Here is a 14,007-nt window from a genome sequence, read left to right on the forward strand (position 1 = left end):
GATGTCCTTTCCTCTGCTGACAGCGACGGCGGTGCTCCCGGCCCTCGGGGCCATCGCCACGGCCGCCGTGCCGGCCGCCCGGCGCACCGCCGCGAAGTGGCTCGCGCTGGTCGCCTCGCTGGCCACGCTCGCGCTGGCCGCCACCGTCCTGGTCCGCTTCGACCCCGGCGGCGCCCGTTACCAGCTCACCGAGTCCCACTCCTGGATCGCGTCGTTCGGCGTCAGGTACGAACTGGGCGTGGACGGCATCGGGGTGGCCCTGGTCGGGCTGACCGCCCTGCTCATCCCGTTCGTGATCCTGGCCGGCTGGCACGACGCCGACCCGCTGGAGACAGGAAGCCGCCGCTGGCGGCCGACCCAGGGCTTCTTCGCGCTGATCCTGGCCGTCGAGGCGATGGTGATCATCTCCTTCGAGGCCACCGACGTCTTCCTCTTCTACATCTTCTTCGAAGCCATGCTGATCCCGATGTACTTCCTCATCGGCGGCTTCGGGGACCGTGCCCACGAGCACGGTGAGGAGACGGCGTCGACCCAGCGGTCGTACGCGGCGGTGAAGTTCCTCCTCTACAACCTCACCGGCGGTCTGATCATGCTGGCCGCGGTGATCGGGCTGTACGCGGTCGCCGGGAGCTTCTCGCTCTCCGAGATCGCGCAGGCGCGCGCCGGCGGCTCGCTGCACATGGCGACGAGCACCGAGCGGTGGCTGTTCCTCGGCTTCTTCTTCGCCTTCGCGGTGAAGGCGCCGCTGTGGCCGCTGCACACCTGGCTGCCCAACGCGATGCAGGAGTCCACCGCGCCGGTCGCCGTCCTCATCACCGCGGTCGTCGACAAGGTGGGCACCTTCGCGATGCTCCGCTTCTGCCTCCAGCTCTTCCCGGAGGCGAGCAAGTGGGCCACGCCGGCCATCCTCGTCCTCGCCCTGATCAGCATCATCTACGGGGCACTGCTCGCGGTGGGCCAGCGGGACATCAAGCGCCTGATCGCGTACGCGTCGATCTCGCACTTCGGCTTCATCATCATGGGCATCTTCGCGATGACCAGCCAGGGCCAGTCCGGAGCGACGCTCTACATGGTCAACCACGGCCTGTCGACGGCCGTGCTGATGCTGATCGCCGGCTTCCTGATCTCCCGGCGCGGCTCCCGGCTCATCTCCGACTACGGCGGTGTGCAGAAGGTCGCCCCGGTGCTCGCAGGCACGTTCCTGATCGGTGGCCTCGCCACCCTGTCCCTGCCGGGACTCGCGCCCTTCGTGAGTGAGTTCCTCGTCCTGGTCGGCACGTTCACGCGCTACCCGGCGATCGGCATCGTCGCCACCCTCGGCATCGTGCTGGCCGCGCTGTACACGCTCGTCCTGTACCAGCGGACGATGACCGGTCCCGTGAAGCCGGAGGTCTCGGCGATGCCGGACCTGCGGGTGCGGGAACTGGTGGTCGTGGCCCCGCTGGTGGTGCTGCTGATCTTCCTGGGCGTCTATCCGAAGCCCGTCACGGACATCGTCAACCCGGCGGTCAAGCAGACCATGTCCGACGTACACAAGACCGACCCGAAGCCCGCAGTGGAGGCGGCCAAGTGAGCGGAGCAGCCGTCCACAGCCTGTGGACAACCGCGGCCGACCCGATCTCGAAGATCGAGGCGCCGAAGATCGAATACGGGCAGTTGTCGCCCACCCTGATCGTCGTGGGCGCGGCGATCGTCGGAATGCTCGTCGAGGCGTTCGTCCCGCGCAAGTCGCGCTACTACGCGCAGGTGTTCGTCTCCGTCGTCGCGCTCGCCGCGGCGTTCGCCGCGGTCGTCGCGCTCGCGGCGGACGGGTACGGCACCACCAAGTCGCACATCGCGGCCATGGGGGCCATCGCCGTCGACGGACCCTCGCTCTTCCTCCAGGGCACGATCCTGCTGGCGAGCCTGGTCGCCCTGTTCACCTTCGCCGAACGGCGACTGGACCCGGAGGCGCACGGCAACCGCGTCGACTCCTTCGCCGCGCAGGCGTCGGCCGTACCGGGCGGCGAGAGCGAGAAGGCCGCGGTCAAGGCCGGGTTCACCACCACCGAGGTCTTCCCGCTGCTGCTCTTCGCGGTCGCCGGCATGCTGGTGTTCCCCTCGGCCAACGACCTGCTGACCCTGTTCGTGGCCCTGGAGGTCTTCTCCCTGCCGCTGTACCTCCTGTGCGCGCTGGCCCGCCGCAAGCGGCTCATGTCGCAGGAGGCCGCGGTCAAGTACTTCCTGCTGGGCGCCTTCGCCTCCGCGTTCACCCTGTTCGGCATCGCGCTGCTGTACGGGTACGCGGGCTCGGTGTCCTACGCCAACATCGCGCAGGTCGTCGAGGGCAACGTGCCGAACCTCGACCCGGCGCTCGCGGGCACCATGGGCAACGACGTGCTGCTGCTCATCGGCGCCGCGATGGTCGTGATGGGCCTGCTGTTCAAGGTGGGCGCCGTCCCGTTCCACATGTGGACGCCGGACGTCTACCAGGGCGCTCCGACCCCGGTCACCGGGTTCATGGCGGCGGCGACCAAGGTGGCGGCCTTCGGCGCGCTGCTGCGGCTGCTGTACGTCGTCCTGCCGGGGATGCGCTGGGACTGGCGGCCGGTCATGTGGGGGGTCGCGATCATCACCATGCTGGGCGGTGCGATCGTCGCGATCACGCAGACCGACATCAAGCGGCTGCTCGCGTACTCGTCGATCGCCCACGCGGGCTTCATCCTCGCCGGTGTCATCGCGACCTCGAAGGACGGCGTCTCGTCCGTCCTCTTCTACCTGGCCGCCTACTCCTTCGTGACGATCGGCGCGTTCGCCGTGGTCACGCTGGTGCGCGACGCGGGCGGCGAGGCGACCCACCTGTCCAAGTGGGCGGGTCTCGGACGGCGTTCCCCGCTGGTGGCGGCCGTGTTCGCGGTGTTCCTGCTGGCCTTCGCGGGCATTCCGCTGACCTCCGGCTTCGCCGGGAAGTTCGCGGTGTTCAAGGCGGCGGCCGAGGGCGGCGCGGTGCCGCTGGTCGTGATCGGTGTGATCTCGTCGGCGATCGCGGCCTTCTTCTACATCCGCGTCATCGTGCTCATGTTCTTCAGCGACCCCCACCCGGAGGGCCCGACGGTGGCGGTCCCGTCCCCGCTCACGATGACCGCGATCGGCGTGGGCGTGGCGGTCACGGTGGTCCTGGGCGTGGCCCCCCAGTACTTCCTGGACCTGGCGAACCAGGCGGGAGTGTTCGCACGCTGAGCCCCTCCGCACCACACCCCGCTGCCCGGCCCCTCCGCGCGAGGCGCCGGGCAGCGGCGTGTGCGAGTCGCCCGCCTGTGGAGTCGCCGGTCTGTGGACAACTCCGGGGCTGTCGGTTCGGGGCCCTATCGTGGAGGCAGTGGTTGAAGGACGGTGTGCGGGGGGCGGAGCGATGGGTGGGACGGGTGGTGTCACAGAGGTGTCGGTGACGGAGAGCGAGGCGCTGGCGACGCTGCGCCGGGTCTTCGGGTACGAGGACTTCAGGGGTGAGCAGGAAGCGGTCGTCGAGCATGTGGTGGCGGGCGGTGACGCCGTCGTGCTCATGCCCACCGGTGGCGGCAAGTCGCTGTGCTACCAGCTTCCGTCCCTGGTCAGACCCGGTACGGGCGTCGTGGTGTCGCCGCTCATCGCGCTGATGCAGGACCAGGTGGACGCGCTGCGGGCGCTGGGCGTGCGTGCCGGGTTCATGAACTCCACGCAGGACTTCGACGAGCGCCGGATGGTCGAGGCGGAGTTCCTGGCCGGCGAGCTCGACCTGCTCTACCTGGCACCGGAGCGGCTGCGCCTGGACGTCACGCTCGACCTGCTCTCCCGCGGCAAGATCTCCGTCTTCGCCATCGACGAGGCGCACTGCGTGTCCCAGTGGGGCCACGACTTCCGCCCCGACTACCTCGCGCTGTCCCTGCTGGGCGAGCGCTGGCCCGACGTGCCGCGGATCGCGCTCACCGCGACGGCCACCCACGCCACGCACCAGGAGATCACCCAGCGGCTGAACATGCCGCAGGCCCGCCACTTCGTAGCGAGCTTCGACCGGCCCAACATCCAGTACCGGATCGTGCCCAAGGCCGACGCCAAGAAGCAGCTGCTGGCCTTCCTGCGCCAGGAGCACCCGGGCGATGCGGGCATCGTGTACTGCCTGTCGCGCAACTCGGTGGAGAAGACGGCCGAGTTCCTCACCCGCAACGGCGTCGAGGCGGTGCCGTACCACGCGGGCCTGGACGCGGGCACCCGCGCGGCACACCAGTCCCGCTTCCTGCGTGACGACGGCCTGGTCGTGGTCGCCACCATCGCCTTCGGCATGGGCATCGACAAGCCCGACGTCCGGTTCGTCGCCCACCTGGACCTGCCCAAGTCGGTGGAGGGCTACTACCAGGAGACGGGCCGCGCGGGCCGGGACGGCCAGCCGTCGACGGCCTGGATGGCCTACGGACTGAACGACGTCGTACAGCAGCGCAAGCTCATCCAGTCCGGTGAGGGCGACGAGGCGTTCCGCCGCCGCTCCCAGTCCCACCTGGACGCGATGCTCGCCCTGTGCGAGACGGCCCGGTGCCGCCGCGGCCAGCTCCTCGCCTACTTCGGCCAGGAGCCGGGCCAGGCCGGCTGCGGCAACTGCGACACCTGCCTGACCCCGCCCGAGACCTGGGACGGCACGGTCGCGGCCCAGAAGGTGCTGTCGACGGTGGTGCGGTTGAAGCGGGAGCGGGGACAGAAGTTCGGCGCGGGCCAGATCATCGACATCCTGCTCGGCAAGCGCACCGGCAAGGTGATCCAGTTCGACCACGACCAGCTGTCCGTGTTCGGCATCGGTGACGACCTTTCCGAGGGCGAATGGCGTGGTGTCGTACGGCAGTTGCTGGCGCAGGGGCTGCTCGCGGTCGAGGGCGAGTACGGCACGCTGGTGCTGACCGACCCCAGCGCGTCGGTGCTGCGCGGCGAGCGGGAGGTGCCGCTGCGCAAGGAGCCGAAGAAGCCGGCCGTCGCCTCGCGGGGTTCGGGTGCCCGGGACGACCGCAAGCCCAGGGCGGCGGCGGCCGAGCTGCCCGAGGAACTGCTGCCCGCCTTCGAGGCCCTGCGCGCCTGGCGCGCCGAACAGGCCCGTGAGCAGGGTGTCCCGGCGTACGTCATCTTCCACGACGCCACCCTCCGGGAGATCGTCGCGCTCCGGCCGGCATCCGTGGCACAGCTCGGCACGGTCGGCGGCGTCGGCGAGAAGAAACTGGCGACGTACGGGGAAGGCGTGCTCGCCGTACTGGAGTCGCTGGCCGGCCCGTCCGGCGACTCGACGGCCGGGACGGGGACGGCCGGATCAGCAACGGCCGGATCAGGGACGGCCGGCACGGGTGAGCCGGAACCGTGGGAGGACCAGCCCGAGCCGGAACCGGACGACTGGATGTAGCCGGCTGGAGACCGCCGCGCCGGACACGGCGGCGGGCCCGCTGCTCAGCCCAGTGCCGTCAGGCCCGGGGCGAACGTGATCAGGAGCGGGAGCAGGGGCACCAGGGCCGCCACCGCCGTGGTCAGCGCCCGGCGCCTGCGGTCCAGCCGCGGCGGAGGCTGCAGCAGGCGGTCCACCCGCTCGCTCAGCAGCCGGTTGCTGGACGCGCAGGACAGCACTCCACGGTGCTGGTTGAGCTCGATCAGCGCGAGGGCCGTGGTGAGGTGGCCGTGGCGGCGGGAGGCCGTGTCGTCGGCGGCCAGTTCGACCAGGCGGTGGTTCTGCTCGCAGAAGTGCGTGAACAGCGGGATGTGCGGGAAGCCGGCCGCCAGCGCGGTCGACAGATGCAGCAGCCAGTCGTGGTGGGCGCGGGCATGGCCCCGCTCATGGGCGAGGACGGCGTCGAGCTGGTGGCCGGTGAGCCGGTGCAGGGCGCCGGTGGTGACGACGAGCTGGGGCGGGTGACCGGGCATCCACCAGGCGTCGGGGTACTCGTCCTCCAGCACCAGCAGCGGTCCGCGGGCCGCCGGGAGGCCCGCGGGCAGATCGGGGGCGCGTTCGCGCAGGTGCGCGCGGGCCAGGCCGCGCCGGCGGCGGGCCTCGACGAACTCGCGGGCGAGCATCGCGGTGGTCCAGGCGGCGCCGCCTGCCAGCAGCAGGGTGAGGCCGGCGGCCCAGACGGGCGCCACCGACAGGTCGTAGGCGGCGGTCACGGCGGGCGGCGCGGGGGCGAAGACCTGGTCGTGAACGGTGCCGAAGACGGCCGCTGTGCCCAGCACCAGCCCCGCGAGGCAGCAGAGCAGGACGGTGGCGACCAGGCACTGCCACACCCACAGCGCGACGACGGGCTCCCGTTCGGGCCATCCCGCCCGGGCCAGTGTGCGGGGGACCGGCACGGCGAGCGTCAAGGCGACGGCGCTCAGCAGGAGCAGGCAGGCGGTCATGCCTCGGACTCCGGATCCTCGTGGGAGGTGGGCGGGTGTCGGGGTCGTGCGGTGAAGCGTGCTGTGCGGCCGGCCGGCGCGCCGGGCGCGCGCGGCCTGCCGCCAGTATGACGGCCGCGGGTACCGGGAGTCAGGGGTCCGCGACCATCAAATCCCCGCGGGGCCAGGGCCCGCGAGCCCGGAATGATGCAAACGAGAGGCCCTGGGGCCGCAGGGCCCTGGTTCAGCCCGATACGATCCGGCCCGTCACCTCTCCGAGCCCCACCCGTGCGCCGTCCGCGCCCGGCGCCCAGGCCGAGAGCGTCACCACGTCGCCGTCCTCCAGGAACGCCCGCTTGCCGTCCGGGAGCTCCAGCGGCTCGCGGCCGTTCCAGGTCAGTTCGAGGAGCGAGCCGCGCTCGCGCTCGGACGGTCCGCTCACCGTGCCCGAGCCGTACAGGTCGCCCGTGCGCAGGGAGGCGCCGTTGACCGTCATGTGGGCGAGCTGCTGCGCGGCCGTCCAGTACATGGTGGAGAAGGGCGGCTCGGACACCACGTGGCCGTTGATCGCGACGGAGATCCGCAGGTCGAAACCGCCGGGCTCCTCCGCCGAGTCGTCGAGGTAGGGCAGCAGCGGGTGCGTCCGCCGCGGCGGGGCCACCCGTGCCTCCTGCAGCGCGTCCAGCGGAGTGATCCACGCCGACACCGACGTGGCGAAGGACTTGCCGAGGAAGGGCCCGAGCGGGACGTACTCCCAGGCCTGGACGTCGCGCGCCGACCAGTCGTTCAGCAGGCACAGCCCGAAGACGTGCTCGTGGAAGTCGCCGAGCGCGACCGGCTGCCCCATCCGCGAGGGAGCGCCCACCACGAAGCCGACCTCCGCCTCGATGTCCAGCCGGACCGAGGGGCCGAACACCGGCGCGGGGTCCGTGGGCGCCTTCCGCTGGCCCGACGGGCGCACCACGTCCGTGCCGGAGACCACCACCGTGCCGGAGCGGCCGTGGTAACCGATGGGCAGGTGCTTCCAGTTGGGGGTCAGCGAGTCCTCGGCGTCCGGGCGGAAGATCTGCCCCACGTTCCGGGCGTGGTTCTCCGAGGCGTAGAAGTCGACGTAGTCCGCCACCTCGAAGGGGAGGTGCAGGGTCACCGAGGACAGCGGGTGCAGGAAGGGCGCGACGGTCTCCCGGTGGGCCGGCACGGTCACCCACGACGTCAGCGCGCGCCGCACGTCGGACCACGCGGTGCGGCCCGCGGCCAGCAGCGGGTTGAGGCTCGGCCGCGCGAGCAGGTCGGCGTACGGCGAACCGAGCGCCCGCGCCGCCGCCCCCGCGTCGAGCACGTGGTCGCCGAGCCGGACGCCCACGGTCCTCTCCGGCGACCCGGCGCGGGAGAAGACGCCGTAGGGAAGGTTGTGCGGACCGAAGGGGTCGCCCTCGGGGACCTCGAAGGGGGGCATGGGGTGCTGCCTTCCTTTCCGGAATGCCATGTGGTCGGGCCACACGTTACGGGGGCATCGCATGTCTTGGGCAGTGCCTAAAGAGTTTGCAATGTCCGAATTGGCCTTGTGGGAGGGGGCAATTCCGGCTTAGCGTCCTCTGGGGACGCGGACGGGGTGGGTCCGCTCAATGGGGGACACGTGGGGGGACCCGTGGCCAGGAATGCCGTCAGTGTGCCTTTCCGGGCCGACCGCGAGGTGCCGGGCCTGATCGTGAAGTTCGGCGACTACCCGCTGCACCACGGCGGGGTGGGCGCGATCCGCAGCCTGGGCCGTCTGGGTGTGCCCATGTACGCGATCACCGAGGACGCCTACACGCCGGCGGCGTCCTCCCGTTATCTCAAACGCGCGTTCGTCTGGCCGACCAGGGGCACGGAGGGCGCGGACCGTCTGGTGGAGGGTCTGCTGCGGATCGGCCGCCGCATCGGCCGGCCCGCCGTCCTGGTGCCCACCGACGAGGAGGCGGCGGTCCTGATCGCCGAGCACCAGGAGGAACTCAAGGGCCCCTTCCTCTTCCCGCCCGTCGCCGCCGGCCTGCCGCGTCGCCTGGCCAGCAAGCAGGGCCTGCACGAACTGTGCGTGGAACACGGCATCCCGAGCCCCAGGGCCGCGTTCCCGGAGTCGTACGAGGACATCGTGGCGTTCGCCGAGAAGACCCGCTTCCCGGTGGTGGCCAAGAACCGCGAGGCGTTCGTGCGGCGCAGCAGCCCCGCGGTGAACGGCACCACCAGGATCAACAGCCGGGAGGGCCTGCTGGCCCTGGCCCGCGACTGGGGCGAGCGGCCCGGCGTGATCCTCCAGGAGTACCTGCCGCGGGAGGAGGCCGAGGACTGGATCGTGCACGCCTACTTCGACCGGAGCTCGACCCCGCTCGCGATGTTCACCGGCGTCAAGGTCCGCTCCTGGCCGCCGCACGCGGGCATGACGGCGAACGCGTACGTCGTCGACAACCCGGAACTCGCCGACCTCGCCGCCCGGTTCATCAAGCAGATCGGCTTCACCGGCATCGTCGACCTCGACCTGCGTTTCGACCGGCGCGACGGGCAGTACAAGCTCCTCGACTTCAATCCGCGCATGGGCGCGCAGTTCCGGCTCTTCGAGAGCGATTCGGGTGTGGACGTCGTCCGTGCCATGCACCTCGACCTGACCGGGCGCCCCGTCCCGGAGGGCGAGCAGCGCACCGGCCACCGCTACGTCGTGGAGAACATCGACCTGCCCGCCCTCCTCGCCTACCGCCGCAGCGGCTACACCACACCGCACGCGCCGGCGAGGGCGAGCGGTACGGAGCTGGCCTGGCTCGCGGGTGACGATCCGCTGCCGTTCGTGACGATGCTCGCGCGCTTCGTGCGGCCGGGTGCCCGGCACCTCTATCAGCTGTGGCGGACCAACCGCCGGGGTGGCACGACCGGTTGAGGCAGTCAACGACGGTATGCGGGCGGCCCGTTCCGCGGCCGGCCGGCCACCTCGCGGTGGCGCACGGTTGAGCACCCTCTCGCGCGGCACCCAAGGGCTTTCACTCGCAGCGCAGTTGGGGGGAACGACGGCTCGGAGCGCAGTCGTCCGGCTCCGGTCGAGTCGGCGGGTCGTGACATCCGTATTCTCTGATCATGGCCGCCCTCGCATACACCCTCATCGCCACCGACCTGGACGGAACGCTGCTGCGCGGCGACGACACCGTGTCCGAACGGTCCCTCGCCGCGCTCGCGAGGGCGGCGGCCGCCGGTGCCCGGCACCTCGTGGTGACCGGACGGCCGGCGCCGAGGGTGCGGGAACTGCTCGGCGTCCTCGGCACCAAGGGGCTCGCGGTGTGCGGTCAGGGCGCCCAGCTCTACGACGCCGGCGGCGACCGTCTGCTGTGGTCGGTCACCCTGGACCGGGAGCTGGCCGAGACCGCGCTCGGCAAGATCGAGGCCGAGGTGGGGGAGGTGTACGCCGCGGTCGACCAGGACGGGACCGAGGGGCTCACGCTCATCGAGCCGGGGTATCGCATGCCGCACCCGGCGCTGCCCGCCGTACGGGTCGAACGGCGCGACGAGCTGTGGCACGCGCCCATCAGCAAGGTGCTGCTGCGTCACCCGGTGCTGTCCGACGACGAGCTGGCGGCGGCGGCCCGCGGTGTAGTGGGGTCCCTCGCCACGGTCACCATGTCGGGCCCCGGGACCGTGGAGCTCCAGCCGTGCGGCATCACCAAGGCGACCGGACTGGCACTCGCCGCCGAACACCTGGGCCTCGGCCGCGAGCGCGCCCTCGCCTTCGGCGACATGCCCAACGACATCCCTATGTTCCAGTGGGCCGCCCGGGGGGTCGCCATGGCCAACGCCCACCCCGAGCTGAAGGCGGTGGCCGACGAGGTCACGACGTCGAACGAGGACGACGGCATCGCCGTCGTCCTCGAACGACTGTTTGTCTAGTGCCGGGGCACCAGCCGGTGTGGGCCGGCCGTGGTCCGGTCAGTAGGCGCCGTGAACGTTGTCGATGGTGCCGTACCGCTTGGCCGCGTAGTTGCAGGCGGCCGTGATGTTGGCGATCGGGTCGTAGATGTCCCAGGACGTCCCGTTCACGTGGTAGGCCCGGAAGGTCGGGTCGATGACCTGGAGCAGGCCCTTGGAGGGTATGCCCTTCTTGGCGTTGGAGTCCCAGAGGTTGATGGCGCGCGGGTTGCCGGAGGACTCGCGGATGATGTTGCGGTGGATCCCGTTGTAGGAGCCCGGGATGCCCTTCTGCGCCATGACCGCCAGGGAGGCCCGGATCCAGCCGTCGAGGTTGTTCGGGTAGCCGAAGCTCGAGGCCGTGTGGACCCTGGCCGGGGTCGCCGCGGACGCGGTCGTCGCGCCGAGCAGCGGCACGGCGAGGACGGCTGCGCCCGTGCTGGTGACGGCGAGGGTGCGGACGAGGCGGGCGGTGCGGGAAGAGCGGCGCTGACCGTTTGCAGGCATGGGGGAATTCCTCTCCGTCGCCTGCGAGGTGAGCTGTCGGGTTCGGGCGGGGAGGTGCCCGGCCGCGCCCCGAAGGGCACGGCTTCACCCCGAGCCGTTCCGGCGCTGTGTACGACGTAGGACGTACGAGTCCGGTCCGGCGGCTTACCTGGGTCCCCCGCTCCTGCCGTGGTTCATTCGGTCGTTGGGATTACGGGCGGTGGCAGGATTCGGCGTCCGCCCGATGGCCGGGAACGTATGCGAGGGCACATGTCCCGAACAAGTGGCGGAATCACACATCGTCCTATTTGACCTTGGTCGGGGCGTATGTGGTGCTTGATCCTTTGCGTCCGCCACGGGTCAACTCCGTTGGCCGTAAAGGGAATGTGAAGGAGTGCGCGAGATGGCGCGAAGGGGGACGGAGTGACCCAACTCACGGTTTGGATGCCCGAAGGGCAATTACCACTAAAGAGAATTGAAACCCCAATAGGGGTGAATCGGACTTCGGGTGTGAGTGTGGATGGGCCATGTGGCCGACGCGTGACGGTGGTCACGTCGGGTGATGTGGCCTGGCCCGTATAGGTGGGCGATATCGGTGATCGAAACGTGACCGGATACGCTGACTTGAGTGAGGGCAGCGACCTATCGACAAACCGTGTAAATCCCAGCAGACACCAGCAGACAGGAGACCCCTCGTGACCGTCGTCGGGCCATTCGGGCTGAGCGTGCGGGACCAGGCTCTCGAAGCCGATGTCCAGGCCGGATTGGCGGCTGTCGAGGAAGGGCTGCTCGAAGCCACCAAGAGCGAGGTCCCGTTCATCACGGGGGCCGCGCAGCACCTCGTCAGGGCGGGCGGGAAGCGGTTCCGGCCGCTGCTCGTGATGCTCGCGTCCCAGTTCGGTGACCCGTACGCGCCGGGGGTCGTGCCGTCGGCCGTGGTGGTGGAGCTGACCCATCTGGCCACGCTGTACCACGACGACGTGATGGACGAGGCCGCCGTGCGCCGCGGGGTGGCCAGCGCCAACACCCGCTGGGGCAACTCGGTCGCGGTCCTGACCGGCGACTTCCTGTTCGCCCGGGCCTCGCAGATCCTCGCCGACCTCGGCCCGGAGGCCGTGCGGGTGCAGGCCTTGGCGTTCGAACGGCTGGTCACCGGTCAGATCCTGGAGACGGCGGGGCCGCAGGACGGCCGGGACCCGGTCGACCACTACCTGGACGTGCTGGGCGGCAAGACCGGGTCGCTGGTGGCGGTGTCGTGCCGGTTCGGCGCGATGATGTCCGGCGCCGACGAGACCGTCGTGGACGTGCTGACGCAGTACGGCGAGCGGCTGGGCGTCGCCTTCCAGCTCGCGGACGACGTCCTGGACATCGCCTCCGACTCGCACGAGTCGGGCAAGACCCCCGGCACCGATCTGCGCGAGGGCATCGCCACGCTGCCGGTGCTGAGGCTGCGCGAGCGCGCGGCCCGGCTGGGGCTGCCCGAGGACATCGCGCTGTGCGAGCTGCTGGACTCCGACCTGACCGACGACGCGCGGCACGCGGAGGCGCTGGCGGCGCTGCGCGCGCACCCGGCGCTGGAGCAGGCCCGCCGGGACACCGTGCGCTACGCCAAGGAGGCGCGGGCCGCGCTGGCGCCGCTGCGGGAGTGCGAGGCGAAGGCCGCGCTGCTGCAGATGTGCGACGCGGTGGTGCACCGGGCCGGCTGACGCCCGTCCGGTACCGCGACCTGCCCGGACGACCCGCCGGGCGGCCCCTTCCGAGCGGCGCTCTCCAGGCCTACCCCTACGGGGTGGGGGAGGCGTCGCCCTTTGTGTGTCATACCGCAGGCGTACACGGAGTTGGCTCCGGGGTCTGACGCTTCCGCCCGGCCGATTTGGTCAGATGGACACTACGGACCACACCACTCCTCACCGATCTGGGTGAGAATGGCGGCTGAGGGTGATACCCGAGCGCAGCAGGACAGCCGCCGCCGATGACGGAGGTAGGGCACACATGGCACCGAACGGATCCGAAGCCGACGACCTGCGCGCGGGGCGCCGCAAGGCCGCGCGCTACGTCGTCCCGGTCACGGTGGTGGGGGTGGCCGCGGCGACCATCGGGCTCGTCCCGGCACTCGCCGCGTCCGGCGACCCCGACCTGCCGAAGATCACCGCACAGCAACTCATAGAGAAAATCGCCAAGTCGGACGTCGAGCAGCTGTCCGGCACGGTCAAGATCAGCACCGATCTCGGTCTGCCGAACCTCGGCGGCCTGGAGAGCGGCCTGGCCTCCGGCGCCATGGGGGGCGGTGACGGTTCGTCGGCCGACCCGGCGTCAAAGCTGCCCGAGCTGGCGTCCGGCACCCACACCCTGCGCGTCGCCGCCGACGGCGAGGACCGGCAGAAGGTCTCCCTGATCGAGAGCGCCGCCGAGTACAGCCTCATCCACAACGGCAAGGACGTCTGGGGCTACGACAGCAAGTCGAACGAGGTCTTCCACGGCACGGCCGCCGACAGCGGCAGGAAGCACCGGGACGAGGTCCCCGCCACGCCCAAGGACTTCGCCGACGAGGCCCTGAAGTCGGTCGACGACACCACCTCGGTGAAGGTCGACGGCACCGCGCAGGTCGCCGGACGCGACGCCTACAGGCTGGTCATCGAGCCGAAGCACGCCTCCGGCACCACGGTCGGCGCGATCAGCATCGCGGTGGACGCCAAGACCGGGCTGCCGCTGAAGTTCACGCTCACCCCGGCGAGCGGCGGCGCCGCCGTGGTGGACGCGGGCTTCACCCGGATCGACTTCGCCAGGCCCGCCGCCTCGACCTTCGACTTCACCCCGCCCAAGGGTGCGAAGGTCACCGAGGAGAAGGACGCCGCGACCCACGCCGGGCAGGGCGCCGAGCGGAAGGCCGGCCCGGGCCGGCAGTTCCACGAGCCCGGCACCCAGGAGAAGGGCCTGGCCGAGAAGGGTCCGGAGATCATCGGCAAGGGCTGGAACTCCATCGCCGTGTTCGACACCGGCACCAAGGGCGGCATCCCGTCGTCCGCCGGCAAGGGTGAGCTCGGCGGCTTCCTCGACTCGCTCGGCGACCAGGTCAGCGGCACGTTCGGCAAGGGCACGGTCTTCTCCACCCGCCTGGTCAACGCGCTGATCACGGACAACGGCAAGGTGTACGTCGGCGCGGTCACCAAGGACACGCTGGTGAAGGCGGCCGGCGCCGGGAAGTGAGCACGCGCCGGGGGACGAGGGATCGAGGGAGCC

At 71.0% G+C, this 14,007-nt stretch carries 10 protein-coding genes and 1 riboswitch; of the genes, 7 read left to right on the plus strand and 3 right to left on the minus strand.

Translation table 11 applies throughout. From position 1 onward, the window contains the following. Position 1: 1 nt before the first annotated feature. The 3 genes from CG719_RS17970 (at position 2) to recQ (ending at position 5,395) form a co-directional block, all read left to right on the plus strand. A complete protein-coding gene (locus CG719_RS17970; protein WP_100569678.1) occupies positions 2–1,573 on the plus strand; it encodes an NADH-quinone oxidoreductase subunit M in 1,572 nt (523 codons plus the stop codon). Further along, a complete protein-coding gene (gene nuoN / locus CG719_RS17975; RefSeq protein ID WP_100569679.1) occupies positions 1,570–3,219 on the plus strand; it encodes an NADH-quinone oxidoreductase subunit NuoN in 1,650 nt (549 codons plus the stop codon). Before CG719_RS17970 ends, nuoN begins: the two co-directional genes overlap by 4 nt. 172 nt (positions 3,220–3,391) lie before the next feature. Then, the gene (gene recQ / locus CG719_RS17980) at positions 3,392–5,395 is read left to right on the plus strand and encodes a DNA helicase RecQ (protein ID WP_100569680.1); all 2,004 of its coding nucleotides are present in this window, start codon (positions 3,392–3,394) and stop codon (positions 5,393–5,395) included. 44 nt (positions 5,396–5,439) lie between these two features. Here recQ and CG719_RS17985 read toward each other — a convergent pair whose 3' ends face one another. Both CG719_RS17985 and fahA read right to left on the minus strand, forming a co-directional pair. Continuing rightward, positions 5,440–6,378 carry a M56 family metallopeptidase gene (locus CG719_RS17985; protein ID WP_100569681.1) on the minus strand — a complete coding sequence of 313 codons (939 nt, stop codon included), beginning with the start codon at positions 6,376–6,378 and terminating at the stop codon, positions 5,440–5,442. Between the two features lie 223 nt (positions 6,379–6,601). Next, complete coding sequence (fahA, locus tag CG719_RS17990) at positions 6,602–7,813, minus strand: fumarylacetoacetase (RefSeq protein ID WP_100569682.1); 1,212 nt, start codon at positions 7,811–7,813, stop codon at positions 6,602–6,604. A 213-nt stretch (positions 7,814–8,026) separates the two neighbouring features. Between fahA and CG719_RS17995 the strand changes: the two genes are divergently transcribed. After that, on the plus strand, positions 8,027–9,265 hold the full coding sequence (locus CG719_RS17995; protein WP_100569683.1) for a carboxylate--amine ligase: 1,239 nt from the start codon (positions 8,027–8,029) through the stop codon (positions 9,263–9,265). Positions 9,266–9,456: 191 nt separating this feature from the next. After that, the gene (locus tag CG719_RS18000; protein WP_401743695.1) at positions 9,457–10,263 is read left to right on the plus strand and encodes an HAD family hydrolase; all 807 of its coding nucleotides are present in this window, start codon (positions 9,457–9,459) and stop codon (positions 10,261–10,263) included. Between the two features lie 39 nt (positions 10,264–10,302). On the opposite strand, the gene CG719_RS18005 is transcribed toward CG719_RS18000, so the two are convergent. Further along, positions 10,303–10,788 carry a transglycosylase SLT domain-containing protein gene (locus CG719_RS18005; RefSeq protein ID WP_100569685.1) on the minus strand — a complete coding sequence of 162 codons (486 nt, stop codon included), beginning with the start codon at positions 10,786–10,788 and terminating at the stop codon, positions 10,303–10,305. Positions 10,789–10,793: 5 nt separating this feature from the next. Continuing rightward, positions 10,794–10,981, minus strand: a riboswitch (cyclic di-AMP (ydaO/yuaA leader). A gap of 481 nt (positions 10,982–11,462) precedes the next feature. Here CG719_RS18005 and CG719_RS18010 point away from each other — a divergent pair. Both CG719_RS18010 and CG719_RS18015 read left to right on the plus strand, forming a co-directional pair. Next, the gene (locus CG719_RS18010; RefSeq protein WP_100569686.1) at positions 11,463–12,473 is read left to right on the plus strand and encodes a polyprenyl synthetase family protein; all 1,011 of its coding nucleotides are present in this window, start codon (positions 11,463–11,465) and stop codon (positions 12,471–12,473) included. 286 nt (positions 12,474–12,759) lie between these two features. Next, complete coding sequence (locus tag CG719_RS18015; protein ID WP_100569687.1) at positions 12,760–13,974, plus strand: LolA family protein; 1,215 nt, start codon at positions 12,760–12,762, stop codon at positions 13,972–13,974. Positions 13,975–14,007 lie beyond the last annotated feature (33 nt).

Origin of the sequence: Streptomyces sp. CB01373, from assembly GCF_002803075.1 — a bacterium.
Lineage (GTDB): Bacteria > Actinomycetota > Actinomycetes > Streptomycetales > Streptomycetaceae > Streptomyces.

Coding starts and splice junctions, on each gene's coding strand:
- fahA (WP_100569682.1), bottom strand. CDS start 7,813: ATGCCCCCCTTCGAGGTCCCCGAGGGCGACCCCTTCGGTCCGCACAAC.
- CG719_RS18005 (WP_100569685.1), bottom strand. CDS start 10,788: ATGCCTGCAAACGGTCAGCGCCGCTCTTCCCGCACCGCCCGCCTCGTC.
- CG719_RS17985 (WP_100569681.1), bottom strand. CDS start 6,378: ATGACCGCCTGCCTGCTCCTGCTGAGCGCCGTCGCCTTGACGCTCGCC.
- CG719_RS17970 (WP_100569678.1), top strand. CDS start 2: ATGTCCTTTCCTCTGCTGACAGCGACGGCGGTGCTCCCGGCCCTCGGG.
- CG719_RS18015 (WP_100569687.1), top strand. CDS start 12,760: ATGGCACCGAACGGATCCGAAGCCGACGACCTGCGCGCGGGGCGCCGC.
- recQ (WP_100569680.1), top strand. CDS start 3,392: ATGGGTGGGACGGGTGGTGTCACAGAGGTGTCGGTGACGGAGAGCGAG.